The following is a 25,693-nucleotide window of genomic DNA, read 5'->3' as shown; positions in this document are numbered from 1 at the left end:
CCCACCGGACGACCACGAGCCCGCCCTCATGGCGGTCCCTGAGGGCGGGTTCGTGGTTCCCCCTCGCGCTGTGCTCGCTCCGCCGCGGGCCGTGCCGCACCACACGCCGTCGCCGCCGGATACGGTGGGGCAGCGGAAGGCGGTGGCAGGCATGGGGCGGGTGACCTTGCAGACGATCGCTGACCGGGTCGGGGTGAGCCGGATGACCGTCTCCAACGCGTTCTCCCGCCCGAACCAGCTGTCGCCGATGCTGCGCGAGCGGATCCTGGCCGCCGCGTCGGAACTCGGTTACGTGGGGCCCGACCCGTCCGCTCGCGCGCTCGCCAAGGGCACGACCGGTGCGGTCGGCTTCCTGCTCACCGAGTCGCTCGGGTTCGCGTTCACCGACCAGGTGTCGACCCAGTTGCTCGGTGCGATCGCCGAGGAGCTGAAGCCGACCGGGCTGGCGCTGACGCTGCTGAGCGCGTTCGACACCGGCGACATCGTCCCGGCGCGCGACGTCGCGATGGACGGTGTGCTGGTCTACTCGTGCGACCCGGGAACCGCCGCGCTCGACTGGCTGCAGCGGCGTCGGCTGCCGATGGTCTTCATCGACCAGGACCCGATCGACGACGTCCCGAGCGTCAACGTCGCGGACCGGGACGGTGCGCGGGCCGCCGCCCAGCACCTGATCGACCTGGGGCACCGCCGGATCGGCCTGGCGCTGGCCGGGGTCCGGGGCCCGCAGGGGGTCATCCGCGACCTCGCCGAGGTCGAGGGCCGTGACGTCTCCGGGTACGCGTCCCGCGAGCGCCTGGCCGGGTGGATGGAGGCGTTCGACGCGGCGGGCGTGCAGCCGCTGATGGTGCGGCAGCTCGACGACACGATCGATCACGCCAGCAAGTCCGCGCGGTTGCTGCTGGAGCGGGACGATCCGCCGACCGCGATCCTCTGCTTCTCCGACGTCATCGCGTTCGGCATCATCCGCACCGCGAACGACCTCGGGCTTCGCGTCCCCCAGGATCTGTCGGTCGTCGGGTTCGACGACCATCCGCTGGCCGGGACGTTCCGGCCGACGCTGACGACCGTCCGGCAGGACGTGCCGAAAAAGGGCCAGATCGCGGCCGAGATGCTCACGGCGGCGCTCGGCCGGGCGCCGGCGGGTGCGGAGGCGTTCGCACGCCATGTGCTGTTGCCGACCGAGCTGATCGTCCGGGACAGCACCGCCCCGCCACGCGCCTGACCTAGAGCGCGAGCATCGCCGCCGCGACCTCGTCGGCGGCCGCGCCGGGGATCGCGGTCGCCGCCTGTTCGAGCACCAGCAGCCGCGCTCCGGGGATCTCCCGGGCGAGCGCTTCGGCGTTGCCGACCGGGAAGAACGGATCGCGGCGGCCGTGCACCACCAGCGCCGGGATCGTGAGCTCGGGCAGGCGCCCGCGCCAGCGCGGCGTGCAGTCGAGCTTGCTGAACACCATGCCCAGCTGGTTCGCCATCTGCACCGCGGGTTCCGTGCTCGGCGTGCGATCCCAGATGCGCTCGGCGGTGGTGCGCGCGGCGGCCGGGTCGTCACCGAGGATCTCCGCGCCGGCGGCGGCGAACTCCGCCACCGCGGCGCGGTCGGACCAGTCGGGCATCGGATGCGAGAACAGCTGCTGCATCGTCGCCGCGTCGTGGTCGGGCAGGTCGTCGTCGGCCGGGCCCGGTGCGACCGGCCGCGTTCCGACCAGCGTGAGCGCCGAGAACGCGTCCGGGTGGTCGAGCGCGGCGACCTGGGCGACCATCCCGCCCACGCCGATGCCGGCCAGGTGCGCCGGCCGGTCGTCGAGCTGACGGGCGAGCGTCGCGGCGTCGGCGGCGAGATCGCGCAGCGTGTACGCCGGAGCGTCCGGATCGACGGTGGTCGACGCGCCGGAATCGCGCAGGTCGTACCGCACGACGTGGCGTCCACCGCGCGCGAGCGCCTCGCAGAGCGTGTCGGGCCAGGAGAGCATCGTCGTGCCGCCCGCGAGCAGGACGAGCGGCGCCACGGCGTCGCCGAAGTGCTCGACGCCGAGCGTCGCCACCGTCGCGGGGCTCATGCGGACGCGAGGAGCTCGTCGATCTGACCGACGGCCTGTGCCATGCCCTCGGCCATGCCCATCGCGAGTACCTTCTCCAGCTCCTCCGTGGACCCGAAGCGGTTCGTGATCGTCATCCGCGTCCCGGTCGGGATCTCCGCGATGTCGACGCGGGCGGACGTCGTCGGCAGGTCCGGGTTCGGGTTGCCCTGCTCGTCGGCGAAACCGTCCTCGAACTCGAGCGTGTGCGGCTCGTCCAGCGTGACGAAGCGCCACCAGCCGTTCGCGCGGTCACCCTCGGGGCCGGTCATGTGGTACTTCGCCACGCCGCCGACCGTGAAGTCGTGCTCGCGGAACGTCGACGGCCAGGTCGGCGGCCCCCACCAGCGCTCCAGCAGGCGCGGGTCCGCCCAGAGCTGCCAGACGGCCTTCGGCGGCGCCGGGAACTCGGCGACGACGGTCAGCGTGCCGGCGTCGAGGTCGGGCGTCGTGTTGATCACGGTCATGGCGAGTCCTCCCGGGACTGTTCGATCAGTAGGTCGTGCATGCGGTCGATCCGACCGCGCCAGATGTCCTCGTATTGCCGGAGCAGCTCGCGGACGCGCCGAATCGTGTCGATGTCGCCTCGCACCAGTTGCTCCCTTCCGCGGCGTTGCTTGGTGACCAGCCCGGCCCGCTCCAGAACCGCGACGTGCTTCTGCACGGCGGCGAAGCTCATGTCGTACTGCCGGGCGAGCGTGGAGACCGACGCTTCCTGCCGCAGCACCCGGGTGACGATGTCACGCCGCGTCGCGTCGGCCAGCGCGGCGAACACCCGGTCGGCGTTCGCCTGATCTACAACCATGTGGTTGTACGTTAGTGCGGTGGGCAGCTCGACGCAAGACTGGGACGCATGGACGAACTACTTTCGGCTACCGCCGCTCTCGCGTCGGAGTACCTCGCCGGTGCGGGGGCGCGTCCGGTCGCGCGGCCGGTGACGCTGGGGGAGATGGTCGCGGCGATCGACTCCACGCTGCCGGACGAGGGTGTCGACCCGCTGGACGTCGTGCGGGACCTCGCGCGGAACGTCGATCCGGGGCTGGTGCTGACCAACGGCGGCCGGTACTTCGGCTTTGTCGAGGGTGGCGTGCTGCCCGCCGCGCTGGCCGCGGACTGGCTCGCGTCCACCTGGGACCAGAACCCCGGCTTCTTCGCGCTGTCGCCGGCCGCCGCCGCGGTCGAGGAGATCTGCCGTGGCTGGCTGTGCGACCTGCTGGGGCTGCCGGACACCTGGTCGGCGGGGTTCACGACCGGCGCCCAGCTGGCCAATTTCGCCGGCCTCGCGGCGGCCAGGCACCACGTGCTCACCGAGGCCGGGTGGGATCTGGAGAAGCGCGGGCTGTTCGGCGCCCCGCCGGTGACCGTCGTCGTCGGACGTGAACGGCACGCGACGATCGACCGCGCGCTGCGCTTCCTCGGCATCGGCTCGGACCAGCTCGCGGTGGTGGACGTCGACGACCAGGGCCGGATGCGCGCCGACGGCCTGCGCCTGGGCGGCGGCCCGACGATCGTCTGCGCGCAGGCGGGCAACGTGAACACCGGTGCGGTCGATCCGCTCGCCTCCATCTGCGAGCAGGCGCACGCCGCAGGCGCCTGGGTCCACGTCGACGGCGCGTTCGGGGCCTGGGCGGCCGCGTCACCCGCTCTTCGCCACCTCACCGACGGACTGGAGCAGGCCGACTCGCTCGCCACCGACGGTCACAAGTGGCTGAACGTCCCCTACGACTGTGGGGTCGTGCTCTGCGCGCGCCCGGACGCACATCGCGCGGCGATGCGGCTGTCCGCCGACTACCTCGTCCGCGACGGCGAGCGCCACGGCTCGGATTGGACCCCGGAGAGTTCCCGGCGGGCACGCGCTTTCGCGGTGTACGCCGCACTCCGCAGCCTCGGGCGCCGGGGAGTGGCCCGTCTCGTCGAAACGTCGTGCGCGCAGGCGCGTCGTATTGCCGAAAGGCTCCCTGACCACATCGAAGTGCTCAACACCGTCACGCTGAACCAGGTGCTGGTGCGGATCGGAAACGATGACGAGCGCACCCGGCGCGCCGCCGCGGCGATCCAGCGCGGGGGCGCCACCTGGCTCGGGACGACGACCTGGCAGGGCTGGGTGGCGATCCGGATCAGCGTCTCCGACCACGCCACCGACGACGCTGCCCTGGAGACACTCGTGCAGGCCCTGGCGGAGAACTGAGGCGGATCGTCGTGCTCGATGAACCGTCGGCCCTGTGAGGTGACTGAACCGTTCTCCCCGCCATGGTGGGGAGAACGGTTCAGTCATGGCGCGGGGATTACCGCACATCCACCGGCGTGAGCGGCGTGCCCGCCGCCTCGATCGCGCGGGCGGCGGCGAGCGCCACGTGGTCCTGGTGCAGCGCCGCAATCACCTGGACGCCCTGCGGCGCGCCGTCGGTCACCCCGGTGGGCACGGCCACCGCGGGCAGCCCGAGGAAGTTCGCGGTCACCAGCAGACGGTGGGACCGCCACTGCGCGGTGACCGCCTCCGGGCCGCTCAGGTCGTACCCGATCAGCGGCATCCGCTCGGTGACCACCGGACCCAGCACCACCGGGTACCGGCTCTGGAACGCCCGCCACGCCGCCGCGATCGCGAACCGCTCCGCCCACGCCGCCTGGTACGCCGCCGAGGTGTCCAGCAACTCGACCCCGGCGACGTTGTCCCGGAAGTACCGCACGGTGCCGTCGGAGAGCGGACCGGGGAAGGCGCCCGGCGTGAGCAGCGCGGGGGCCATCTCGGTCGCCGAGAGCTGACGCCAGAGCGTCGCGGCCCGGTCGACCTGCGGCGGCTCGACCTCCTCGACGTCCCAGCCCGCGGCGACCAGCGCGTCGGCGGCTCGCCGGACGGCGTCCGCGACCTGGGGTTCGACACCCCAGCCGACGGGATCCACCGTGACCGCGGCCCGCCGCGGCCCGGCGTAGGACGAAGGATGCGGAACCGTGACGCTCAGCGGATCCCGGTCGTCCGCACCGTGCAGCACCGCGAACAGCGCGTCGAGGTCGTCGACCGACCGCGCCAGCGGCCCGTTCACCGCGAACGCCTGCAGCGACAGCGACACCGGCCCGCCGTCAGCCTCTCGGCTGGGGGCAGTGACCCGGCCCGCGGACGGCCGCAGTGCGACGATGCCGGCAGCGTGGGCGGGCAGTCGCAGCGAACCGCCGTAGTCGTTGCCGAGTCCGGCGGCGACCATGCCGGTCGCCACCGCGACCGCGTCCCCGCCGCTGGAGCCGCCGGGAACCCGTTCCCGATCCCAGGGGTTGAGCGTGCGTCCGAACAGGTCGTTGTCGGTGTCCCAGCGCAGCCCGACGTCCGGCATGTTGCCGCGCGCCACCGGGATCGCACCGGCGTCGAGCACGCGCTGGACGAACGTGGCGTTCGAGCGGGGCACGAGGTCGGCGAAGAACGGCAGGCCGGACGTCGTCGCCGACCAGGTGAGGTCGATGTTCTCCTTCACCGAGATCGGCACGCCCGCGAGGGGGCCGGGGTCCTCGCCGGCCGCGATCCGGGTGTCGAGTTCGGCTGCGGCCGCCCGGGCACGGTCGGCGAGCACGACCGTGACCGCGTTGACGTCGGGGTTCACCTGCGCGATCCGGGCCAGGTGCGCGTCTACGACCGCGGTGGCGGTGAGCGTTCCGGCGCGGACGGCGTCCGCGATCTGAACGGCGGTCAGCTGGGTGATTTCCATGTGATTCCTAGCTTCCGGGGAGGACCGTGCAACGCAGACGGACGCCGTCCGGGCCGCCGAGTCGTACGCACTGCCGGTTCGGGACGGTGGTGGCGGCGAGCCAGCGATGCTCGCCCGTGCCGGGCGCGGGCACGAACTCCGGTGCGTCGCTGCCGGCCAGCGTGAGCCGTAACGCGTGCCCGGCGGGGACGCGGTAGCCGGTGTGCCCGAGGTCGAGGACGACCGGGAACGCGCCGCCCGGTGCCAGGATCGTCTGCTGGCCCCGGGCGATCAGCCGCGCCGCGCCGTCGGGGGCGACGTCCAGGAGGCGGGCGAACAGATCCATCTCCGGGCCGTCCGAGCCGACGGTGGCGCTGAGCATGATCGGTCCGGCCAGGTCGAGCGGCTCGGTCAGGGCCGCGCCGGTGAAGACCAGGACGTCCGGGCGGTCGGCGGCGTCGCGCTCGTCGGGGTACTCGGAGAGGAACGCGAACGGGTTCCCGACCGGCGAACCGACCGGCGCCGCCGCGTCATGCACCCACTCCGCGACCTCAGCCGGCCCGCCCGCCCCGGCCACGGCGGCCACATCCGCTGCGCCCGCCGCGCCCGCCGCGCCCGCCGCGCCCGCCGCGCCCGCCGGCTCGGGCCGGGGCAGGGGCGTCAGCGCGCCGCCGGGGGCCGCACCGGCGGCGGCTGCGGCGCCGGACGCCACCCACGTCACCTCGACAGCCTCCGGCGGGGGCCACGCCGACGACACCCGCAGCGAAGCGTCACCGGAGTTCGCCAACTGCCACCGCACTGCCGGAATCTCACCCGGGCACCCGCGCAGGAACACGTCGAAGAATTCGACCGCCGGGCCGAGGTACCGGTCCAGCGACTCCAACGGCGTCGCGTCCCGGTCGAAGTGCGACGTGTTCTCGTGGTCGATCGCCTCCAGCAGCAGGTACTCGTTCCGCGCCCACCCCGGACGCCGGACGAGTTCCCGGTGGTCGGCCCACTGCCACGGCGCGCAGTTGTCCCACCAGCCGATCGTCATCAGCACCGGCACCGCGGGCGCGTCGAACGGGCTGCCCGCCGGGAACCGCCGCAGCGTCACCGGGTGCGGGAACCACAGGTCGTAGGACGCCGACCGGCTGCCCACCGCCGCGAAGAACTCCTCGACGGCCTCGGCGAGCGGACGCCGCGACCAGTCCAGCTCCCACTCCAGGATGTCCCGGTCGTGGAAGTACGAGAGCGGATAGAACCGGTGCACCGACATCTCGACGTCGTGCGTCCGGTCCCCGGGCGAGGGCACCGGTAGCTCGCCGAGCCGCGTCCCGGTGACCCGGGGGACCATCGCCCGCAGCGCCGGATGCGCCGTGGAGACCGCTGCCCACTGCGTGAAGCCGTAGTACGAGTCGCCCCACATGCCGACGACCCCGTCCGACCAGTCCTGCTGGACCACCCAGTCGATCGTGTCGTACCCGTCGTACGCCTCGTTGACGAACAGCAGCGTCTCGCCCTCGGAGCGGAACTTGCCCCGGACGTCCTGCACCACCATCCGATAGCCGCGCGCGGTGAAGTACGCCGCGACCTGCGGCATGAACGTGTACTCGCCGGTCTTGTCGTACGGCAGCCGGGTGACGATCGTCGGCCCCGCGCCCACGTCACCGGCCGGCAGGTAGACGTCGGTGGCGAGGCGGACGCCGTCCCGCATCCGCACCATGTACTGGGTCGCGTCCGGCGAGAGCGGTCCGGGCCCCGTGCGAACGATCTCCATCAACGCACCTCGAAGAACCGGATGCACACCTGGCCACGCTCACCACGCGCCAGCCCGACGAACACCGACTCGGCGAGCCACCGGTGCGCGGGCGCGTCGGTGCGGAAGACCGGGCTCGTGCGGTAGTAATACTCGGTCTCCGGCAGGTCCTCGCCCGCCTCGACCCGGGCATCCACCTCGGGCGTCGCCCGCCAGAAGCCGCGGTTGACGATGTCGATCACCGCGCCGTCGTCCGCCCGCAGCAGGTACCGCGCGTCCAACTCGGTGCACGCGCCGCGGGTGGTCGACCAGTCACCACCGCCGGGCAGCACCGTGCCGTTCAGCCGGGGCCCGGCCACCGTGCCGCCGGTGATCGGGGTGAACATCAGCACCTCGTCCGGCCCACGGCCCACGTGCAGCGATTCGGCCACGTCCACGCGTGCCTCGAAGGCGAACGCCAACTCGGGCTCGGGCAACATAGTGAGTACCTCGTTCATGAGAGCGGTATTGTTTATCAAAACGACAATCAAAGGGAGCGGACAGCATGGGGCGCCCGAGTCGCGCTGCCGAGCGGACCGAGCAGATCATGCAGGCCACCGGCCGGTGCCTGCGCACCTACGGCCTCGTCGGAACGACGCTCGAGCGAGTGGCCGAGGAGTCCGGGCTGAGCCGGAGCCACGTCCGCCACTACGTCGGCAACCGCGACGACCTGCTCCGCTCGTTCGCCACCTGGCTCTACACCGGTTACGAGGCCGAGTTCGTGCGCGCGGTCGCCGAGTCCGAGGCGCGGGACAAGCTTCCGCTGACCATGGACTACCTGTTCGGCCAGGGCATCATGCCGACCAGCGACGACGACACGATCATCCGTGAACTGGTCACCGCCGGTCTCACCGACACGAGCGTCCGCACGATCCTGCAGGGCAAGTACCAGGAGGCGGTGGACACGATCGGCGACGCGCTGGCCGCCGAGTACCCGACGGCCACCCCGGCGGCGTTGCGGTCGACCGCCTACGGGCTGTGGTGCCTCGCGCTGGGCAACTCGATGATCGGCGACCTCGGGCTGCCGGTCGCGAGCGGCGGCCTGGTGCGGACCGCCGCCGACGCGCTCCTCGACCAACTCGCGCTCAAAACGGCCGCCGTAGCAGGCTGACAGGGCGCGCCCGGCCGCGCCTCGGCGCCCGCTCGCGCCAGGCGTGCGCCCGCTCGCGCCGCGGAGCCGCTCAGCTCGCACGGTCGGCCCCGCGGCGCTGCGGCACCCAACCCGGCCGCGGAATCGAGCCGACCAGCCGCTGCGTGTACGCGTCCGCGGGCTGGTCGAGCACCCGCTCGACCGGCCCCGTCTCCACCACCCGCCCCCGCGACATCACGACGACGTCGTCGCACACGTGCCGGACCACCGACAGGTCGTGGGTGATGAACAGGTACGCGACGCCGGTGGCCGCCCTGGCGTCCGCGAGCAGGTTGAGGATCTGCGCCTGGATCGACACGTCGAGCGCCGCCACCGCCTCGTCCAGCACCAGCAGCCGCGGGGTCGCGGCCAGCGCCCGCGCGATCGCCACCCGCTGCCGCTGCCCGCCGGACAGCGCCCGCGGCAACGCCCCGCCGTGCTTGCGATCCAGCCCCACCAGGTCGAGCAACTCGTCGATCCGGGCGTTCCGCCCGACCCGGTCGAGGTCGGTGTGGTGCGCGAGCACCTCGGCCAGACACTGCGCGACCGTCTGCCGGCGGTCCAGCGACTGGTACGGGTCCTGAAAGACCATTTGGACGCAGGACGCGCGCCGCCGCCGGTCACGCAACGACGATCCGGCGACCGGCCGCCCGTCCAGCACGACCGTGCCCGCCGTCGCGGTGGCCAGACCCGCCACGATCCGCGCGCACGTCGTCTTACCGGACCCGGACTCACCCACGATCGCCAGCGACCCGCCGGCAGGCACCGTGAACGAGACGTCGTCCACCGCGACGAACTCCTCGTGCCGCAGGCCGGCGCGACTGCGGAACACCTTGCGCAGCCCCTGGACGTCGAGAATCGGCTCAGCCATGGACGACCTCCGCGGAAACCAGATGACAGGCGACCTCGCCGGTCCCGACCGCGCGGAACTCCGGCACGGCCACCCGGCAGACGTCCGCAACCGCCGGACAGCGATCCGCGAACACGCACGTCGGAGGCGCGTCGAACGCCGACTGCGGACGCCCGGGCACGGTCTCCAACCGGGCACCCGGCGGCACCGAGCCGGGCCGCGCCCGCAGCAGCGCCTGCGTATACGGGTGCCGCGCGTCCTCGTGGAGCCGGTCGGCGGGCAACACCTCGACGATCGTCCCGGCGTACATCACCGCGATCCGGTCGCACACCGCGGCGGCCAGCTCCAGGTCGTGCGAGATGAACAGCAGCCCGACCGAGCGCAGACGCCGCTGCTCGTCCAGGATCGCCACCACCTCCTCCTGGGTGGTCACGTCCAGGGCGGTGGTCGGCTCGTCGGCGAGGATCAACGCCGGTTCGGTGGCGAGCGCGGCCGCGATCACCACCCGCTGCAGCAGCCCGCCGGACAGCTCGTACGGATGCTGGCGCAGCCGCCGCTCGACCCGGTCGACGCCGATCTCGGCGAGGATCCGCCCGGCCTTCGCGTCCGCCGCCGCGCGGCTCAGCCCCTGCTCACGCAGGACCTCGCCGAGGAAGTCCCCGACCGTCCGCACCGGGTTGACCGTCGCCCGCGGGTCCTGAAAGACCATGGCGACGTCACGCGAGCGCAGCCTCCGCAGGCCACCGCTGTCCAAGCCACCGACCTCGACGCCGCCGACGTGGATCGCGCCGGTCGTCCGGGCACCCCGGGGCAGCAGCCGCAGCACCGACCGGGCGGTCATCGACTTGCCGGACCCCGACTCACCCACCAGCCCCAACGCTTCCCCCGGCGCCATCCGGAGCGACACGCCCCGGAGCACCGACCGGTGACCCGAAGGCCCGGGCAGGTCGACCCGGAGGTCCTCGATCCGCAGCAGATCCCCGCTCATCGGGCCCCTCCGAAGCGGGTGGCGAGCCGCTCGGCCACCACCGTGAACGACACCACGGTCACCACCACCGCGACCGCGGCGAAGATCGACTGCTGCGGGCTACCGGCCAGGATCGACGGCTGACCGTTCGCGATCATCAGGCCCCAGTCGGCGGCCGGTGGCTGCAGACCGAGACCGAGGAACGAGATCGACGCCAGGTCGAGCATCGCGTAGCCGAAACCGATCGCCGCCTGGACGAACAGCAGCGGCGCCAAGTTCGGGATCAGGTGCCGCACGCAGATGTGCCACCCCGAGAACCCCTGGACGCGGAGCGCCTCGATGTACGGCAGCGACCGCTCGCGCAGCGCCGCCGCCCGCATGACCCGCGCCACCAGCGGCACGAACGCGACCGACAGCGCGACGACCGGCGCCACGAACCCGGTGCCGAACACCGCGACGACCGTGATCGCCAGCACCAGGCCGGGGAACGCGAACAGGATGTCGAGGAGGCGGGACACCAGCGCGTCGAACCAGCCGCCGAACCACGCCGCCGAGACCGCGATCGCGGTTCCGGCGAACCCCGACGCCACCACCACGAGCAGCGGCCCGGCCAGGCTGGACCGCGACCCGACGATCAGCCGGGACAGCAGGTCGCGGCCCAGGTCGTCGGTGCCCAGTAGGTGCTCGGCAGAGTATGGCGCGAGCGCGTTGAGCGGGTCGATCGCGTTCGGGTCGTGCGGCGCCAGCCAGGGCGCGAACACGGCGACCAGCACGACCGCGACGCACAGCGTCCCCGCGATGCCGGAGGCCCAACCGAGCGACGCGAGCCGGTGCACAGGGCTCAGCCACGCACGGCGGGCCGGTGCCGGAGGCGCGGACGTCGGCTTGCCCGCGGGCAGGAGGTTGCGCTCGGGAGACACAGTCATGCGTTCGCTCCGGCACGGAGCAGACGCGGGTCGAGGACCGCGTTGAGCACGTCGACCAGCATGTTCACGACGACGAACGCGGCGACCAGTAGCAGCGAGAGCACCTGGACGACGATCAGGTCCTGCCGGGCGGCGCTCTGCACCAGCAGCGAGCCCAGACCGGGGACGCCGAACGCCTGCTCGGCGACGGCCGTCCCGGCGAACAGGCCCGCCACCGTGATGCCGGAGACCGCGAGCACCGGCGGGGCGGCGTTGCGCAGCACGTGGCGGCGCAGCACCGACCGGCGTCGCAGGCCACGGGCGGCGGCGGCCTCCACGTGGTCGGCCATCGCGGCGGCCCGGACCTCGGCCCGGGTGATCCGGGTGACGTAGGCCAGGTAGCTCAGGCTCAGCGCGATCGCCGGCAGCGTCAGGTGGTAGATCCGGTCGGCGAAGCCGGTCCCGGCCCCGTAGACCGGAAACCACCCGAGCTGCGTGGCGAAGACCCAGATCAGGACGATCGCCGCGACGAACGCGGGTGCGGCGATCAGCACGGTCGTCGCCCCGGTGATCAGCGCGTCGAGCTTCTTGCCGCTCAGCCCCGCCACGACACCGCCGGTGACGCCGATACCCAGGATCAGGATCGACGCGTACCCGACCAGCAGCACGGTGTTCAGCAGCCGCGCGCCGATCAGGCTCGTGACCGGCTCGCCGACCACGATCGACTCGCCCGGGTTGCCGGACAGCACACCCGACACCCAGTGCCAGTACTGGGCGAAGAACGGGTCGTCGAGGTGGTACTGCGCGCGGATCTGCGCCAGCGCCTCGGGGTCGGGCTGGTGGCCGCCGACCAGCAGGCTCGCCGCGTCGCCGGGCGCTGCGTAGAGCGCGGCGTAGATCACCAGGCTGGCGGCCACGACGGTCGCCACGACCCCGGCGAGCTTGCGCCCGACGAACAGGAGGAGTGCTCTCACGGTTTCGCCTTACCGACGAGTGCGGCCCACGGCGAGCTGATGTAGGCGAACGACGCCGGTGCGCCGGTGATCCGCTTGTTGAGGAACAGCCGGTTGTAGGACTCGGCGAGCGTGATCTGCAGCCGGGCCGGTGCGAACACCTCCTGGGCGGCGACGAAAGCCTCTGCCGACGTGGTGGGGTCGGTGGCCGACACCGCGGCCGTCAGGTTCTTCGTGACCGACGGGTCGCTGTAGTTCGTCCAGTTGAACAGGCCGCCCTTCAGAGCGAAGCCGGGCGCGTAGTAGAGCACGCCGGGAACCTCGACGTAGCCGGTCGTGGCGACCAGGTCGAACTGGGCGCGGGCGGCCGGGTCGTAGAACAGCCCGGAGAACTGGGTGGGCTGGAGCTGCTTGATCGTCAGCGTGAGCCCGAGCTTCTTCGCCGCGTCCTGGGCCAGCGTCGCGGTCTGCAGCAGCGACTGGTTGCCGGCCGGCACCGCGAGCGTGAGCGTCTTGCGGCTGGGCGCGGCCTCGGCCACCAGCTTCTTCGCCTTCTCCAGGTCGGCCTTGCTGGTGTCGGGCAGGGCCTCGTACCCGGCGTCGTAGACCGCTTTCGCCGGGCTGCCCGCCCACACCAGCGGCGGTGTGAACGTCTTGAGCGGGCGGCCGGTGCCCTTCAGCACGCTGGTCGCGAAGCTGTTCTTGTCGATCGCGAGGTCGAGCGCCTCCCGGATCCGCGGGTCCGCGGCCGGTCCCTGATCCGACGTCGCGCCGAGGCTGTACGTCTCGGTGCTCTCGCCGAAGTAGACGGTGCCGGCGTCGGACCGGCGCAGCGCGGCGAGGCCGCCGAGCGGCACCCCGTAGACGCCGTCCACCTCGCCGGAGAGCAGCGCGCTGGTCAGCGTGCTGTCGTCGCTGAGGAACACGAACTCGAACGTCGCGGCCTTGGCCTTGCGGTCCGCGTCCCAGTAGGTCGGGTTGCGCTTCAGCGTGATGCTCTGGCCGGTCTTCCAGCTCCCGACGGAGAACGGGCCGGTACACATGACGCCGGTGCTGGGTGTGCCGACCTTCGGGCCGGCCTTCGTCGTGAACGACTGCTGCATGATCATGCCGGGCACCCCGGCCATGTTGTTCACGAACTGGACGTCCGGCACGCGGAACCGGACCGTCACCTCGAGGGGGCCGGTCGCCTCGATCGACGCGACGTTGAAGAACACGTGCGCGGCGTAGGACGCGAGCTTCGGGTCCATGTTCCGCTTCAGGCTGTAGACGACGTCGTCGGCGGTCAGCGCCGCGCCGTCCCAGAACGTCACGCCGCTGCGCAGCGTGATGACGACGGTCGTGGCGTCTTTCTGGACGACCTCGGCGAGCCCCGGCGTCGTCGAGAAGTCGGGCTGCAGGCGCAGCAGGCTCTCGCAGAGGTTCGTGACGACGGAGTTCGCCGAGTAGTCGCCGGTCTTCGCCGGATCGAGCGAGCGTGGTTCGCCGTACGGTAATGCCCACGTCACGGAGTCGACGTCACCGACCGCAGCCGGCGTCGACTCGGTGAGCGTGAGCTTGCCGTCGGCGGCTCCGTCGCCGGTTGAGCCGCCTGAGTCGCAGGCGGTGAGCGCGAGGCTCACCGCGAGCACCGAGGTCACCGCCGGGAGGAGCCGCCGCAGCCTGGCTCCGGACGTCCTACGAGTCGCGTTCATGGGGGATCAGGCTGCCGTCCACCCGGGTTGATTGTCAATCATGGAAATTAACTATTTACCGTGCTCGGCGCTCCGGATTCCGTAGTCTGAGGTTGGTTCGGGGTGGATAAATAGTCAGGATGACCAGTTACTGATCTGCTTCCGGTAGTGCGTCGCGATCTCGTCGCTCGTCGTCAGCCAGGCGTCCGGCTGCGCGGCGAGGTAGGCCAGTGCCTCATCGAGGTACCTGGCCCGGAACGCCTGCCCGATCACGAACGGGTGCAGAGCGATCGCGAGCACCCGGCCGCTCGGGTTCGTCTCTTTCCGTAGCTGCTCGTACTGGTCTCGCACGATCCGCACGAACTCGGGGCCGGAGGTGCCCTGGTTCCCGAACAGCATCAGGTCGTTGAGCTCGACCGAGTACGGGACGCTGAGCAGACCCGGCACCGTGAGCTCGTACGGCTGGTCGTCGTTGGTCCAGTCGAGGAGGTAGTCCAGGCCGAGCTCGGCGAGCAGACGCGGGGTGTGGGCGGTCTCGGTGAGCCCCGGGCCCATCCAGCCGCGCGGACGTCGTCCGACCGCGTTCGCGATCGTGTCGACGACGTCGGTGAGGACGCGGCGCTCCTCGTCCGGTTCCAGGTTCGTGTGCAGCACGGAGTTCGTGCGGCCGTGCGCGAGCCAGGCCCAGTCCCGTTGCCGGCCGGCCTCGATGATCTGCGGATAGTGCGCCGCGACGTCGGAGTTCAGCAGGACGCTGGGCCGGACGCCGTGCCGGTCGAAACTCTCGATCGTGCGCCAGATCCCGACCCGGGCGCCGTAGTCGCGCCAGCCGTAGTTGAGCGCATCGGGCACCAGGTCGGCGGTGCCCGGCCAGATGCTGGTGGACGGGCGGTCGACGAGGAAGTGCTCGACGTTGAGGCCGATGTACACGGCGACGGTGGCTTTGTTGGGCCATTCGATCGAGGGGCGCTCGATGATCGGGCGGTAGGTGAAGGGAAGTGTCATGCCGGGACGGTAGAACCTGACATGGGTGTTAAGTTCAAGCGTGCGAATCGGTGAACTCGCCCGGCGGACCGGCGTCAGCGAACGGTCGCTGCGCTACTACGAGCAGCGCGGCCTGCTCGCCTCGGAACGCACGTCCGGTGGGCACCGCGACTACCCGGAACGCGCGGTCGATCGGGTGATCCGGATCCAGGAGCTGTTCGCCGCGGGCCTGCACAGCGCGAAGATCGCGAAGCTACTGCCGTGCATGCGCGACGCCGACGGCGGCCCGTCCGCGATCGCGACGCCGCAGCTCGTCACCGACCTGACGGCCGAGCGCGAGCGCATCGACCGGATGATCACCGAGCTGACGAACTCCCGGGCGGTGCTCGACGAGGTGATCGACGCGGCCGCGGACCCACGCCCGTAGGAGGGCTCGGCGCTCCGTCCTCTACGTCCGCCGACCGCGATCCGCAGCGTCGGCTCGACCAGCCGCGCCCGCACGGCCGCGATCGCGTCGGCGACCGCACCGGGTGGCAACTGCGCCAGCGCCCGATCCGCCGCATCGCGCACCTGCTCGTGCACGTCCGCTCCCTCAGTCGTCGAACACCACCCGGACCAGGCGCTGCTGATACGTCGCCTGCTGGTAGTAGCTGAGGTACTGGATCCGACCGTCGTCCTCGGCGTACTCCGGGTGCGCGAACGCGGCGTAGTTCGTGCCCGCGCCGGCATTGTCGGTCTCGGTCACCGCGAACGGACGCGACCACGGCCCGGCGGGCGAGGCACCCACCTGGGCGGTGAGCGTGTTGCTCAGCCGCGGTAAGAACACGTTGAGCCAGGCGTCCAACGCGGGAACGTGGATGATCGAGTTGCCCGCTGAGCCCGCCGACAGGTTCGTCACGGCGTCGTCCTGGTCGCTCGTCCACTCGGCGGCGCCGCTGTCGTCGCGTCCCGCGTAGAACTCCCAGCCGGACCGGTCGGCCAGGTCCTCGATCGGTGCGCGCGCCAGGTGACAGCGGTTGTCGCAGTCGCCGTACACGTACAGGTGCTCGTCGACGAGGACAGCGGCCGCCGTGTAGCCGGTCGCGTGCGGGAAGAACAGCGTCGGGTCCGGGCCGTCGACGCTCTGCAGGACCGACTCGTCACGCGCGGTCAGCCGCGTCACCCGCCGGGTGTCCATGTTGACCTCGGCGATGCCGGTGCCGAGGCCGTGGCCGAGCGGCCCCGAGCACTGCGAATCCGGCGGCCCCTGACGGCAGAGCTTGTGGTAGAGCACGAGCAGCCGGTGACGCTCCGGGTCGGCGACGATCGCGCCCGGCCACAGCCCGATCTGCGCACCGCAGTTCTTGTCGGCCTTAGGTGTGCAGCGCTCCTTCGCGTGCTTCGCGTCGAACGCCTTCTCCGAGGCGGTCAGCGGCAGCAGGTCGACGGGTTCCGCACCCTCCTTGCCGAAGACGTCGGTGGCGGTGATCGTGATCCCGTCGCTCGCCCGCAGGTCGGTGGTGGCCGCGCCGGTGCTGGAGATGAACTTCCACGGCTCGCGGACCACCGTGTCGCCGAACACCCAGATCGACCGGTCGCCGTAGCCGGCGCTCTGACCGTTGTCGCGCCCGTTCACCCGGGGGTGCTGGCGCAGCGGCCCGAGTTCCTTCACGCTCGCGAGGGCGGGGATCGGCGGTGGCCCGCCGTCGTTGTCGGGGTTGAGCGTGCGCCACATGACGACGGTGCCGACGAGGAAGCCGGCGACCAGCGCCGCGAGCACCGCGAGCATCCGGCGGGGGACCGGGTGGGGCACGGGCCGTCCTTCCTGTGGCGATTGCCGCGTAGATTACGCGACGCGCCGGGGCCGCCACCGGCAGACCTCCTTTCTCGTTAGTGTTTCGGGACAAATCTGCCCGCGGCAATTTTCGAGTGGAGCGTGACAATGCTGGATTCGGTCACCGAGGAAAGCCTGGCGAGAGAACTCGGATGGTACGTGATCGACAGTATCTGCCCCGAGGAGAAAGACTGGTTCGCGGAACTTTCGGACAGCTATTTCGCTGATCCGCGTTCTGCACTTTCTCCGCGGCGATCGACCGAGGATCTCGCGTTCGGTGGCGCGGATTTCGACACCTGGACGCCCGCTGCGCTCGCCGTGGGAGCGTATGTCGCCAATCTCCTCGGTACGTTGACCACCGATTCGCTCCGCGAGCAACTGCGGGCTCCGGTCGGCGATCTCGTCCGGAGAATGTTCCGCAGGCGAACCCGTCCGGAGGACGCGGTCGTTCTGAGCCCGGCCCAGATCACGACGGTCCACGACGCGGCCCTCCGGCACGGTCAGTCGGTGGGACTGTCGCACCCACAAGCCACGACGGTCGCCGACGCGATCGTCGGCGAGCTGTACCAGAGCGGCTGACGCGGTGGCTTCTCCTTCGCCGCGGTCCGGACGGGGCGGCGTCCGTCCGGCCGTGCTCGCGTATCCGGCGCCGACCTCTGGGCAGGCGGCGGTCTTGATCGCCGCGCTGCTCTGTGTAGGACTGTTCTGCGGCCAGTTGCTCCACAACGAGTGGTTCGGGGAACGCTACGTTGCCCGGACGCAGGCCTGCCTGCTCCGTGCGTTGGATCAGAGCGTTCTGGTCGACGGCGCCGGAATGATGCCGCGTTCGCAGTCGGCTTATTTCGATTGTGTCGCTCCCGCTGAACGTCTACTCGGCGCTTTCCGGATCGGTGGTGCGGCCGGTCTGGGTATCGCGAGCGTCGCCGGAATCTATGTACTACTGGCGTGGAAGCGCCGACGGCAACGGCTTTGCCCTACGGACCATCGCGCAGCGCCGGCGGTCACGCTGGTAACTCAGCTGGCGGCGAGACTCGGTGTTCGCCGCGTACCGCGCCTATTGATCAGCGCGCGCATTCGGGACCCCTTCTCCACGGGCACGCCCGGTCGCACTTACCTCGTGCTACCGGTGGGCCTGCTCACCGGCCTGCGCAAGCCGGGTTTCAATCCGGCGGCGCTCTGCCACGAGCTCGCACACGTTCGCCACCGCGACGTGGTGGTGAGCCATCTCGCGAAGTCGCTCGGCTGGATCGTGGCGCCGGTACTGCTGCTGTCGGTGCTGGGCGTCCTGCTCGGCGGCGAGCCCGGTCTCGCAACAAACATCACCGTCCGCGCCGTCCTCCTGATGCTGCTCGCCGTCCTGGTCGGCAGGAGCCTCCTGCGCGCGCGGGAATTCGACGCCGACCTGCGGGCGGCCTCGGTGTGCGGGCCGTCCCGCGTGGCCGAGGCGCTGCAGCGGAATTCTGGAAGCGCCGCGGAGCCGCGGCACCGTCTCGTGTCGAACCATCCGCGGGCGGCGGAGCGCGTCGCCGTGCTCTCCGAGCCCGGACGCTACGGGCAGTACTCGTTCCTCGCCGCACTGCCGGTGGCGTTCTTCGCGGCGTTGGCGGTCGACCCGGTGACCGCCACGGCGGTGTCACTTTTCATGGGGGTCCCGGTGCTCGGCGCGCTGAGTAACGCTGCGGGGGCCCTCGTGGTCGGACCGTTCATCGGCGCCACCCTGGGCCTCGGGCTGTGGCGACAGGCGCTGGTCGCGCGGACGACGTTCGGACCCGGAACGTCGGTGGGAGGAGCCTCCGCCGCCGCCGGAGTGTTCGTCGGCACGTTGCTCGGCAACCTGGTTTCGGTGGCCCAGACCGCCGTGACGTGGCCCGTTCTCGCGGACCGCCTGCCTGCCCTGGCGCTCTACGCGAGCGGGCTGGCCGGAGCCACGTTGCTCGCCGCCGGCGTGGCCGCGCTGTGGGCCGATGCCGCACCCCGGTTCCGGCGCGCACGGGCCTCGTGGACAACCGCTGTGGTGCTGGCCGGCGCGCTGTACATCGTCACGATCTGGCTCGGTGGCCGCGGACGGGTCGCGGGCACTCGGGGCTTCGACGCTGTCCTCACGTTCGCAGCGCACGATGTTCGGCTGTGGATCCCGCCGGCGCTGCTCCTCGGCGCGCTGGCGCTGGCGGCGCTCTGGGCGTCGGCGTGCTGGCGAACTCGTCCGTGGCCTTCCTGGGCGGTGGAGTCCGGGCAGCCCGCTGCGGGGGCCCCGACGCCGCTCACCCGGTTGCCTCTGATGATCCTGACCGGCTGCGCCAGCGGCGCGTTGGGCGGCCTGGCGCTGGTCGCCTACCGACTGCTCGCCGGACCGGCGGCACCCGGCGAGCAGCTGATTCGATTCCACCTGTTCCTCTGGGCCGCCGGCCTGTGCGGTGCGATCGCGGGGCTACTCCACGCCTTCGTCCGCGGTCCCGCCGGATTCGGTGAGGCGCTCATCGTCTGCGTCTTCGGTTCGACCACGGCCTGTCTGTGCATGATGGTCGGGATCCTCGGGCCGAACATCGGCATCGTGGAGCCGGGCCTGGCTCTGCACGGGATCGTGGTCGCGCTGGGAGCGGGTCTCGTCGGCCTAGCGGTGCTCGGACCGCTGCTCGTCGTCTCGCCGGCACAGTGGAGGAGCGTGCGAGCCCTGTCGGCGGAGCGGCCTGGCTAGGGCGCGCCGGTAGCACGACTGCCTCTCCGCCTGGATGTCCGGTAGGCGTATCGATCGTCCGTTCCGTTCGCTAGCGTCCCGGGGCATGTGGAGAGGCGCCGATCGGCTGCGCGTTGCAGCCGGGCGGTGGCTGCGGAGGACACCGGTGCCGGTGGCCGACGGTGCGGTCGCGCTGCTGGTGCTGGCGGCGCAGCTCGCCCCGTTCGTCTCCGACGAGCGACCGGGTGGTCCTCAATGGTCGTGGCTGATCTACCTGCCGGTGCTGGGTGTCTCGCTACCCGTGCTCTGGCTCCGCCGGGCACCGTTCGTCGTGCTGATGGTCACCGAGCTGGCCGCCGCGACGTACTCGTTCTTTCCGGACGGCCCGCGCCAGCCGGTCTGGTACGGGCCGCTGGTCGCGATGTTCGCGGTGGCCGCCTACGCCCGCCGCTGGCAGCGGATCACCGCGATCGTCGTCATCGCGTGCGGCGCCTCGATCCTCACCGGATCTCTCGACACCGCCGTGCGCGGAACCCTGCTGTGGACAACCGCCTACGCGCTCGGCCGCGCCTGGGCGGCTCGCCGCGCGCACGTGGACGCCCTGCAGGAGCGCGCCCTCCATTTGCAGCGGGAACGTGAGCTGGAAGCCGAACGGGAGCGTTCCCGCATCGCCCGCGACATGCACGACATCCTCGGTCACGCGGTCGCCGTCATGATCGCGCAGGCCGAAGCGGGCCCGGTGACGATCCGGCAGGGCCCCGAGCGGACCGAGGCCGCGTTCGACGCGATCGCCTCCGCCGGTCGCGACGCGATGGTGCAGCTGCGCGGGATTCTCGGCGTGCTCGACGAGGGCGCGCAGTCACGCACCCGTCCGCCGCAGGCGAGCCTTGCCGGCGTCCCGGAGCTGGTCGAGCGCGTGTCCCGCTCCGGCGGCGTGGCGGCGACCGTACGCGAGTCCGGCACCGGAGGAACGTTGACCGCCGAGGCGGAGGTCGCGGCGTACCGGATCGTCCAGGAGGCGTTGACGAACGTGGTCAAGCACGCGCGCGCGTCGACGGCCACGGTCAGCTTGGACTGGCGGGAGGGCGACCTGTTCCTCACCGTCACCGACGACGGGCAAGGCGACACCGGTGGCACCGGCGGCCGAGGGCTCGCCGGGATCACGCAGCGGGCCTCGGGGTGCGGCGGCTCGGCGCAAGCAGGTCCGACACCGCACGGACGGGGCTACACGGTGTCGGCGCGGTTACCCGGACGGGAGACGGAGATGACGCAGTGACGCTTCGGTTGGTGGTGGCCGACGACCAGGACCTGGTCCGCGGTGCGTTCGTGACGATTCTCGCCGCGGAGTCCGACATCGACGTGGTGGCCGAGGCCGCCGACGGGGCGGAAGCGGTCGAGGCGGTCCGCGCGCACCAGCCGGACGTGCTGCTGCTCGACGTCCGGATGCCCGGCATGGACGGCATCGAGGCCACCCGCATCGTCACCGCGGAGTCACCGACCCGTGTTCTCATGCTGACCACGTTCGATCAGGACGACTACGTGTACGGGGCGCTGCGCGCCGGAGCGAGCGGGTTCCTGCTCAAGGACGTCCGCCGCAAGGAACTGATCGATGCGGTCCGGATCGTCGCCGCCGGTGAGTCGCTCCTCGCCCCGGCCGTGACGACGCGGCTGATCGACACGATGGTCCGGGGGCGGACCGCCGCGGCGCCGATCGGCCTCGACCGGTTGACCGCCCGGGAGCGTGAGACGTTGTGGCTGCTCGGTCGGGGATTGTCCAATCCGGAGATCGCCGCCGAACTCGTGGTCAGCGACCACACCGTCAAGACTCACGTCAGCAGCGTTCTGGCCAAACTGGGTCTGCGGGACCGGGCGCAGGCGGTGGTGGCGGCCTACGAATCGGGGCTCATCGTCGCGGGCGGGCAGCCGACGCGGGGGGCCCTCGGGGCGCGGCCTCCCTCGCGAGAGTGAGACGAGATCCGCTCGCGCGGGGGAGCGGGAGTCCGCTCGCGACGGCGATGTCCGCGCACGCGTCGCTGCCGACACTGTGGAGGTGACCCCACAGCACCTCATCCGGCGGTTCGTCGCCGGGCTCGCCGTCGCCGCCGCCCTCCTCGTGGCCGCCGTGACCCTCGCCGCTCCGGCCCGAGCGGACGAGAACCCCGTCGACCTGACCGCGACATCGGTGACCGTGACCGCCTCGGACGGCACGCGCCTCGGCGCGACGATCTACGCCCCCCGTCGGGCAACCGGTCCGCTCCCCGGCCTGGTATTGGTGCACGGGTCCGGCAACAGCAAGCAGGACTCGGTTCGGGCCGAGGCCCTCGCTTTCGCTCGGACGGGCATCGCGGTGCTGACCTACGACAAGCGTCAGCTGGACGCCCCGGACTACTCGTTGCTCGCTGACGACGCCCTACGCGCACTGGCGACCCTGCGTACCCAGGAGGGTGTCGACCCGGCGCAGGTCGGCATGTGGGGAATCAGCGAGGGCGGTTGGGTGGTGCCGCTGGCCGCCGAGCAGACGGACGACGTCGCCTTCGTGATTCTCGCGTCGGCGTCGGGCCTCTCGCCGATCCGCACTCAGACCTGGAACATGCGCAACAAGCTGGCGAACGCCGACGTCAGCGGCTCGCTGGCCCGCACGCTCTCGGACCGGACCTACCGGGTGGCCGACGACGCCGGCATGTTCGCCGAGTCCGGCCACGACCCGGTGCCCGCCCTCGCTGCGCTGACCCGGCCGGTGCTGGCCGTGTACGGCACGACGGACACGCAGGTGCCCGCCGCGGAGAGTGCAGCGATTCTCCGCGAGACCGTGCGGGCTCCGCTGACGCTGCGTTTTCTTCCCGACGCCGGTCATACGCTGCGCGTCCTCGACGACACCGGCGACACCACCGAAACCCTGGTCGCGGGGTACGCCGACGCGGTCGGTACCTGGGTGCGGGCAGTCACCGGCGCCACTCCGCCCACTGGAGAGTCCGGTCCGACGCCGGTCCAGGAGCGCACCAGCGTCCCACTGTCCGACACCCAGTGGTGGGAATCGTGGAACGCGCAGCTCACCGCGCTGGGCCTGTTGCTGTTCGCCTTCCTGTCCTACCCGATCGTCGCCGCCGTCCGCCGGATCCGGCGCGCAGGTGTTCCGGTCGGCCGTGCGGCTCGCGTCCTCGCGGTGACCGGGCCGCTGACCGTCATCGGCTTCGTCGTCTACTTCGTGACCGTGCTGGACGGCGCCGACTGGCGGGGGATCTACCCCGGGCCGACGTTCGCCGGGCGTCCCGTCCTGTGGCTCGGACTGCAGCTCGGGGCGCTGGTCACGGTGGTTGCTGCCGCGATCACCGCCTACACCTGGCGCACGGCCGGAAAGGACCGGGTGCGGCTCGGCGTCCTGCTCGCCGGCGGCGGCCTGTTCGTTCCATGGGCCCTGTACTGGGGGCTTCTCCTGCCATGACCGCATCGATTCTCGAGAGGCACTTCGTGAGGGGTAGCAGTCTCGTTCGCTCCCGGGCCACCGCGGTGATCGCGGCCGTCGCCGCCCTCACCACGCTGACGGCGTGCGACTCCGGCACCCGGACCGCGACGGAGTCGTACGAGGCCACCGAAACCGTGACGACGCTGGAGGTCGACAGCGGCGGCGGCGACATCGAGGTCGCTCCGGCCGCGGACGGCACGCTCCGGATCACCGAGACGATGCGGTACACCGGAGACAAGCCCAGCCCACGGCATGCGGTCGACGGTGGCACGCTGACGCTCGAATCAGGCTGCGACGACGTGTCCGGCAACTGCGGCGTGAACTACCGGATCGAGGTGCCGGCAGCGGTCGCGGCACAGCTGAGCAGCGGCGGCGGCGACGTGACGCTGACCGCGCCGATCGTGGCGCTGGCCGCGCGGACCGACGGCGGCCGGCTCGCCGCGGACGGGGTCGAAGCGTCGGCCGTCCGCGCGACGACGGACGGTGGGGCGATCCGGCTGCGCTGCACGACGGTCCCGGGCAGGGTCGACCTGGACAGTGGCGGCGGTGCCGTGACGGTGCAACTCCCCTCCGGTGCGTACGCGGTGGACGCCTCGACGGACGGCGGAAAGGCGTCGGTGCGGGTGGTGGAGAGCAGTTCGTCGCACCACCGGGTCACGGTGCGCTCGCGCGGTGGGAACGTGACCGTCGAACCGGCCTGACCGGCGAGGACGGACGGTAGCCGCCAACAAAAAGGGAGGCGGCAGGCCCCTGGTCGAAGGGCCTGCCGCCTCGGAGCGGACGTGCGCGTCAGCGGCGCTCGTCGATTCCGTCGGTGTCGATCTTCTCCTTGCGGACGGTGCTGTCGACCGTCTTCTGCTCGGTGACGGTCTCGGTGCCCAGACGGACCCGCTCGACCGGGACGGCTTCCTTCTCGACGACCGGCTTCTCGGCGTGCAGCGTGACCTCGTGTTCGGCTTCGCTGATGTCGGGGCCGGAGAACGCCGGGCCGCGGTTGGCCTCGGTGATCGGCTCGCGCTCGATGCGGACCTCTTCGCGCGTGACGGGAACGGTCTGCTGGACCTGCTCGGTGACGACGTACTTGCGCAGGCGGGCGCGTCCGGCCTCGTGGGTCTCGGTTCCGACGTTGACGCGCTCCTCGGAGCGGGTCATCGCGTCGTCGTCGCGGTCACTGTGGCGGCCTGCGTCCGTGCCGCGGCCAGGGGTCGCGTCGTCGTCGGTCGCATAATCGTCGTGGGTACCGCCGGATTGGGCGGGCAGCCGGTAGTGCCGGTAGAGCTCCGCGGCCTGCCCAGGTGTAAGACCACCGTCGTCGCGGTCGGGGTCGATGCTAGGTGCGTCCTTGACCTGAGCCTTGTCGACCGGGACGACGACGCGGTCACCCCGCAGTTCGGCGCCGGCGAGCGGAACGAAGGTCTCCTTCATTCCGAGCAGGCCGGTGTGGACGGTCGCGAATTGGGGCTCCTCGGTTCTGTCGTCGAGGTAAACCTGCTTGATCGCGCCAATCTTGTCGCCCGTGGAATCGTAGGCAGTCGCATCGACAAGAGCGGGAATCTGCTGCTGAGTCAGCATCGATATTCTCCTTTCGATCAACCTGTGCAGGGCTGATCTGTTTTCTGTGCGGTGGTGTAGTGATGTCCTGGGAGGTCGGTCTTAAACGATCCAGCCGCAACGTTTGAATTCCTCATTGGACAAGGTCGGCGCTCATTCATTGCGCAGGCTGGGAGTAGGGGCGAATCGGTTGCCCCGGTTCACGTGCGCGAACGGCCTATCAGGTCTATTGTGTAGCGCGCGGTGACTCCGCAATCGACCGGCCGAATTTGCATCTTGAATCGACGCACCGAAATTCATGCCGGGCCATATCGACCTGTCTCGCTTGTCGGCCGAGGCGCGCAGGGCCGGACGTTCGGCTCGGACTGCCCCCGAGGAGTCTTCGGCAGAGCACCTCGCTGATCCGGGGCGGAGCGTGCCAGCCTGACACTAGCGGCGCCGTACAGGTTTAGGCAGCGCGCAAGCGGGCGAGGGTTTGTTCATGATCGGGCAGGAGTTCACCCACTCGGTGCGGCGGCATTCCGACGGCGAAACCGTGACGGCCACGCTGACCGGTGATTGGGATGCCTTGGTCGATGGCTCGCTGGTGGCTGAGCTGGATGCGGTCCTTGATGAGGGGTACCGCAACATCATCATCGACGCCGCCGCGCTGACGTTCTGCGACTCGTCTTGCCTCGGGCAACTCGTCGGGTTACATCGCCGGACCGGCGAACGCGGCGGATGGCTGCGGGTGGTCGCGCCTCCGTTCGCGGTCCGCAGGCCGATGGAGCTGACCGGCCTGGACCAGGTCATCGAGATCACCGACCGTTGAGCAGCGCCCGGCGGACTCCATCGGCCGCCGGCTCGCTGGGCGGCCGGCGACCGGTGGAAGCGTCCTAACTGCCGGGCTTCGCGACGCCGAACATGAGAACGCGGCGTTCGACGTCGTAGTAGACGGTGTCTTGGTGCTTGAGGACATCTTGCAGGTTGTCGGCATCGTCGGCGGTCAGGGAGAGGACTTCCTCCCAGGCGCCTTCGTCGCAGACCAGTTGCAAGGTCCAGACGCCGGCCTCGGTGTTGCTGCCGGCGACGAAGCTGAACTGGTAATGGCTGACCTGCCGGATCTTGATGCTGTTGTCGGTGACACGGACGCCGCTGTTGGAAGCCACGGTGCTCCTCTCGGACGGTGATCGGGGACGAGCACCGGGTAGCCGGTGAGGCTCGGG

26 protein-coding genes are annotated in these 25,693 nt (G+C 71.3%); 11 read left to right on the top strand and 15 right to left on the bottom strand.

Going from position 1 to position 25,693, the window contains the following annotated elements; all coding sequences use genetic code 11:
* Positions 1-28 precede the first annotated feature (28 nt).
* Positions 29-1,222, top strand: a complete 1,194-nt coding sequence (locus BUB75_RS13925; RefSeq protein ID WP_218617502.1) for a LacI family DNA-binding transcriptional regulator — start codon at positions 29-31, stop codon at positions 1,220-1,222.
* 1 nt (position 1,223) lies between these two features.
* Here the strand turns inward: BUB75_RS13925 and BUB75_RS13920 are convergent, their stop codons facing one another.
* From BUB75_RS13920 to BUB75_RS13910, 3 genes are read right to left on the bottom strand one after another with little or no spacing between them, the layout of a single operon-like run.
* Positions 1,224-2,057: an alpha/beta fold hydrolase gene (locus tag BUB75_RS13920; RefSeq protein ID WP_073256838.1), complete on the bottom strand. Its 834-nt coding sequence runs from the start codon at positions 2,055-2,057 to the stop codon at positions 1,224-1,226.
* Positions 2,054-2,542 carry an SRPBCC family protein gene (locus tag BUB75_RS13915; RefSeq protein WP_073256835.1) on the bottom strand — a complete coding sequence of 163 codons (489 nt, stop codon included), beginning with the start codon at positions 2,540-2,542 and terminating at the stop codon, positions 2,054-2,056. The genes BUB75_RS13920 and BUB75_RS13915 overlap by 4 nt, the downstream gene beginning before the upstream one ends.
* Complete coding sequence (locus BUB75_RS13910; protein ID WP_073256832.1) at positions 2,539-2,880, bottom strand: ArsR/SmtB family transcription factor; 342 nt, start codon at positions 2,878-2,880, stop codon at positions 2,539-2,541. The genes BUB75_RS13915 and BUB75_RS13910 overlap by 4 nt, the downstream gene beginning before the upstream one ends.
* A gap of 48 nt (positions 2,881-2,928) precedes the next feature.
* Here BUB75_RS13910 and BUB75_RS13905 point away from each other — a divergent pair, with 48 nt between their 5' ends.
* The gene (locus BUB75_RS13905) at positions 2,929-4,263 is read left to right on the top strand and encodes a pyridoxal phosphate-dependent decarboxylase family protein (RefSeq protein WP_073256829.1); all 1,335 of its coding nucleotides are present in this window, start codon (positions 2,929-2,931) and stop codon (positions 4,261-4,263) included.
* 97 nt (positions 4,264-4,360) lie between these two features.
* On the opposite strand, the gene BUB75_RS13900 is transcribed toward BUB75_RS13905, so the two are convergent.
* From BUB75_RS13900 to BUB75_RS13890, 3 genes are read right to left on the bottom strand one after another with little or no spacing between them, the layout of a single operon-like run.
* On the bottom strand, positions 4,361-5,770 hold the full coding sequence (locus BUB75_RS13900) for an amidase family protein (protein ID WP_073256826.1): 1,410 nt from the start codon (positions 5,768-5,770) through the stop codon (positions 4,361-4,363).
* 7 nt (positions 5,771-5,777) lie between these two features.
* Positions 5,778-7,508 carry a CocE/NonD family hydrolase gene (locus BUB75_RS13895; RefSeq protein ID WP_073256823.1) on the bottom strand — a complete coding sequence of 577 codons (1,731 nt, stop codon included), beginning with the start codon at positions 7,506-7,508 and terminating at the stop codon, positions 5,778-5,780.
* Positions 7,508-7,966: a DUF3237 domain-containing protein gene (locus BUB75_RS13890; RefSeq protein ID WP_073256820.1), complete on the bottom strand. Its 459-nt coding sequence runs from the start codon at positions 7,964-7,966 to the stop codon at positions 7,508-7,510. The genes BUB75_RS13895 and BUB75_RS13890 overlap by 1 nt, the downstream gene beginning before the upstream one ends.
* A 65-nt stretch (positions 7,967-8,031) precedes the next feature.
* Here BUB75_RS13890 and BUB75_RS13885 point away from each other — a divergent pair, with 65 nt between their 5' ends.
* Positions 8,032-8,637, top strand: a complete 606-nt coding sequence (locus BUB75_RS13885; RefSeq protein WP_073256817.1) for a TetR/AcrR family transcriptional regulator — start codon at positions 8,032-8,034, stop codon at positions 8,635-8,637.
* Between the two features lie 70 nt (positions 8,638-8,707).
* Here BUB75_RS13885 and BUB75_RS13880 read toward each other — a convergent pair whose 3' ends face one another.
* From BUB75_RS13880 to BUB75_RS13855, 6 genes are all read right to left on the bottom strand, one after another.
* Positions 8,708-9,526, bottom strand: a complete 819-nt coding sequence (locus tag BUB75_RS13880) for an ATP-binding cassette domain-containing protein (protein ID WP_073256814.1) — start codon at positions 9,524-9,526, stop codon at positions 8,708-8,710.
* A complete protein-coding gene (locus tag BUB75_RS13875; RefSeq protein WP_073256811.1) occupies positions 9,519-10,493 on the bottom strand; it encodes an ABC transporter ATP-binding protein in 975 nt (324 codons plus the stop codon). Before BUB75_RS13875 ends, BUB75_RS13880 begins: the two co-directional genes overlap by 8 nt.
* Complete coding sequence (locus BUB75_RS13870) at positions 10,490-11,398, bottom strand: ABC transporter permease (RefSeq protein ID WP_073256808.1); 909 nt, start codon at positions 11,396-11,398, stop codon at positions 10,490-10,492. The genes BUB75_RS13875 and BUB75_RS13870 overlap by 4 nt, the downstream gene beginning before the upstream one ends.
* The gene (locus tag BUB75_RS13865; protein ID WP_073256806.1) at positions 11,395-12,351 is read right to left on the bottom strand and encodes an ABC transporter permease; all 957 of its coding nucleotides are present in this window, start codon (positions 12,349-12,351) and stop codon (positions 11,395-11,397) included. The genes BUB75_RS13870 and BUB75_RS13865 overlap by 4 nt, the downstream gene beginning before the upstream one ends.
* Positions 12,348-14,024, bottom strand: coding sequence for an ABC transporter substrate-binding protein (locus tag BUB75_RS13860; protein ID WP_073256803.1), 1,677 nt, complete (start codon positions 14,022-14,024; stop codon positions 12,348-12,350). Before BUB75_RS13860 ends, BUB75_RS13865 begins: the two co-directional genes overlap by 4 nt.
* A 114-nt stretch (positions 14,025-14,138) precedes the next feature.
* Positions 14,139-15,008, bottom strand: coding sequence for a polysaccharide deacetylase family protein (locus tag BUB75_RS13855; RefSeq protein ID WP_073256800.1), 870 nt, complete (start codon positions 15,006-15,008; stop codon positions 14,139-14,141).
* A 40-nt stretch (positions 15,009-15,048) separates the two neighbouring features.
* Here BUB75_RS13855 and BUB75_RS13850 point away from each other — a divergent pair, with 40 nt between their 5' ends.
* Positions 15,049-15,414: a MerR family transcriptional regulator gene (locus tag BUB75_RS13850; protein ID WP_073256797.1), complete on the top strand. Its 366-nt coding sequence runs from the start codon at positions 15,049-15,051 to the stop codon at positions 15,412-15,414.
* A 165-nt stretch (positions 15,415-15,579) separates the two neighbouring features.
* Here BUB75_RS13850 and BUB75_RS13845 read toward each other — a convergent pair whose 3' ends face one another.
* Complete coding sequence (locus BUB75_RS13845) at positions 15,580-16,779, bottom strand: DUF4185 domain-containing protein (protein WP_143175186.1); 1,200 nt, start codon at positions 16,777-16,779, stop codon at positions 15,580-15,582.
* A 129-nt stretch (positions 16,780-16,908) separates the two neighbouring features.
* Here BUB75_RS13845 and BUB75_RS13840 point away from each other — a divergent pair, with 129 nt between their 5' ends.
* The 6 genes from BUB75_RS13840 (at position 16,909) to BUB75_RS13815 (ending at position 23,638) form a co-directional block, all read left to right on the top strand.
* Positions 16,909-17,379 (top strand): hypothetical protein, encoded by a 471-nt coding sequence (locus BUB75_RS13840; protein WP_073256794.1) that lies wholly within the window; start codon positions 16,909-16,911, stop codon positions 17,377-17,379.
* 235 nt (positions 17,380-17,614) lie between these two features.
* Entirely contained in the window at positions 17,615-19,495 is a 1,881-nt protein-coding gene (locus tag BUB75_RS13835) for a M48 family metalloprotease (RefSeq protein ID WP_342761134.1), read from the top strand.
* A gap of 85 nt (positions 19,496-19,580) precedes the next feature.
* Positions 19,581-20,750: a sensor histidine kinase gene (locus tag BUB75_RS13830; protein ID WP_425430879.1), complete on the top strand. Its 1,170-nt coding sequence runs from the start codon at positions 19,581-19,583 to the stop codon at positions 20,748-20,750.
* Positions 20,747-21,442, top strand: a complete 696-nt coding sequence (locus tag BUB75_RS13825) for a response regulator (protein ID WP_073256790.1) — start codon at positions 20,747-20,749, stop codon at positions 21,440-21,442. Before BUB75_RS13830 ends, BUB75_RS13825 begins: the two co-directional genes overlap by 4 nt.
* A gap of 82 nt (positions 21,443-21,524) precedes the next feature.
* Complete coding sequence (locus BUB75_RS13820) at positions 21,525-22,916, top strand: alpha/beta hydrolase family protein (protein ID WP_143175184.1); 1,392 nt, start codon at positions 21,525-21,527, stop codon at positions 22,914-22,916.
* Between the two features lie 26 nt (positions 22,917-22,942).
* Positions 22,943-23,638 carry a DUF4097 family beta strand repeat-containing protein gene (locus tag BUB75_RS13815; protein ID WP_178379860.1) on the top strand — a complete coding sequence of 232 codons (696 nt, stop codon included), beginning with the start codon at positions 22,943-22,945 and terminating at the stop codon, positions 23,636-23,638.
* Positions 23,639-23,726: 88 nt separating this feature from the next.
* Here the strand turns inward: BUB75_RS13815 and BUB75_RS13810 are convergent, their stop codons facing one another.
* Positions 23,727-24,509, bottom strand: coding sequence for a DUF2382 domain-containing protein (locus BUB75_RS13810; protein ID WP_073256786.1), 783 nt, complete (start codon positions 24,507-24,509; stop codon positions 23,727-23,729).
* 460 nt (positions 24,510-24,969) lie between these two features.
* On the opposite strand from BUB75_RS13810, the gene BUB75_RS13805 reads away from it, so the two are divergent.
* On the top strand, positions 24,970-25,299 hold the full coding sequence (locus tag BUB75_RS13805; protein WP_073256784.1) for an STAS domain-containing protein: 330 nt from the start codon (positions 24,970-24,972) through the stop codon (positions 25,297-25,299).
* A 64-nt stretch (positions 25,300-25,363) separates the two neighbouring features.
* On the opposite strand, the gene BUB75_RS13800 is transcribed toward BUB75_RS13805, so the two are convergent.
* Positions 25,364-25,636, bottom strand: a complete 273-nt coding sequence (locus BUB75_RS13800; RefSeq protein ID WP_073256782.1) for a hypothetical protein — start codon at positions 25,634-25,636, stop codon at positions 25,364-25,366.
* Positions 25,637-25,693 lie beyond the last annotated feature (57 nt).

Origin of the sequence: Cryptosporangium aurantiacum (assembly GCF_900143005.1) — a bacterium.
GTDB classification, from domain to species: Bacteria; Actinomycetota; Actinomycetes; order Mycobacteriales; family Cryptosporangiaceae; genus Cryptosporangium; species Cryptosporangium aurantiacum.
The sequence above is the reverse complement of the archived record's forward strand: the minus strand, read 5'-3'. Positions and strand labels throughout refer to the sequence as shown.

What these genes read in the sequence shown, in the direction of transcription:
- BUB75_RS13905 (WP_073256829.1), top strand. Translation starts at nt 2,929, where the DNA reads ATGGACGAACTACTTTCGGCTACCGCCGCTCTCGCGTCGGAGTACCTC.
- BUB75_RS13890 (WP_073256820.1), bottom strand. Translation starts at nt 7,966, where the DNA reads ATGTTGCCCGAGCCCGAGTTGGCGTTCGCCTTCGAGGCACGCGTGGAC.
- BUB75_RS13880 (WP_073256814.1), bottom strand. Translation starts at nt 9,526, where the DNA reads ATGGCTGAGCCGATTCTCGACGTCCAGGGGCTGCGCAAGGTGTTCCGC.
- BUB75_RS13910 (WP_073256832.1), bottom strand. Translation starts at nt 2,880, where the DNA reads ATGGTTGTAGATCAGGCGAACGCCGACCGGGTGTTCGCCGCGCTGGCC.
- BUB75_RS13885 (WP_073256817.1), top strand. Translation starts at nt 8,032, where the DNA reads ATGGGGCGCCCGAGTCGCGCTGCCGAGCGGACCGAGCAGATCATGCAG.
- BUB75_RS13805 (WP_073256784.1), top strand. Translation starts at nt 24,970, where the DNA reads ATGATCGGGCAGGAGTTCACCCACTCGGTGCGGCGGCATTCCGACGGC.
- BUB75_RS13925 (WP_218617502.1), top strand. Translation starts at nt 29, where the DNA reads ATGGCGGTCCCTGAGGGCGGGTTCGTGGTTCCCCCTCGCGCTGTGCTC.
- BUB75_RS13870 (WP_073256808.1), bottom strand. Translation starts at nt 11,398, where the DNA reads ATGACTGTGTCTCCCGAGCGCAACCTCCTGCCCGCGGGCAAGCCGACG.
- BUB75_RS13810 (WP_073256786.1), bottom strand. Translation starts at nt 24,509, where the DNA reads ATGCTGACTCAGCAGCAGATTCCCGCTCTTGTCGATGCGACTGCCTAC.
- BUB75_RS13835 (WP_342761134.1), top strand. Translation starts at nt 17,615, where the DNA reads ATGATGCCGCGTTCGCAGTCGGCTTATTTCGATTGTGTCGCTCCCGCT.
- BUB75_RS13855 (WP_073256800.1), bottom strand. Translation starts at nt 15,008, where the DNA reads ATGACACTTCCCTTCACCTACCGCCCGATCATCGAGCGCCCCTCGATC.
- BUB75_RS13915 (WP_073256835.1), bottom strand. Translation starts at nt 2,542, where the DNA reads ATGACCGTGATCAACACGACGCCCGACCTCGACGCCGGCACGCTGACC.
- BUB75_RS13920 (WP_073256838.1), bottom strand. Translation starts at nt 2,057, where the DNA reads ATGAGCCCCGCGACGGTGGCGACGCTCGGCGTCGAGCACTTCGGCGAC.
- BUB75_RS13840 (WP_073256794.1), top strand. Translation starts at nt 16,909, where the DNA reads ATGCTGGATTCGGTCACCGAGGAAAGCCTGGCGAGAGAACTCGGATGG.
- BUB75_RS13875 (WP_073256811.1), bottom strand. Translation starts at nt 10,493, where the DNA reads ATGAGCGGGGATCTGCTGCGGATCGAGGACCTCCGGGTCGACCTGCCC.
- BUB75_RS13830 (WP_425430879.1), top strand. Translation starts at nt 19,581, where the DNA reads ATGTGGAGAGGCGCCGATCGGCTGCGCGTTGCAGCCGGGCGGTGGCTG.
- BUB75_RS13895 (WP_073256823.1), bottom strand. Translation starts at nt 7,508, where the DNA reads ATGGAGATCGTTCGCACGGGGCCCGGACCGCTCTCGCCGGACGCGACC.
- BUB75_RS13860 (WP_073256803.1), bottom strand. Translation starts at nt 14,024, where the DNA reads ATGAACGCGACTCGTAGGACGTCCGGAGCCAGGCTGCGGCGGCTCCTC.
- BUB75_RS13900 (WP_073256826.1), bottom strand. Translation starts at nt 5,770, where the DNA reads ATGGAAATCACCCAGCTGACCGCCGTTCAGATCGCGGACGCCGTCCGC.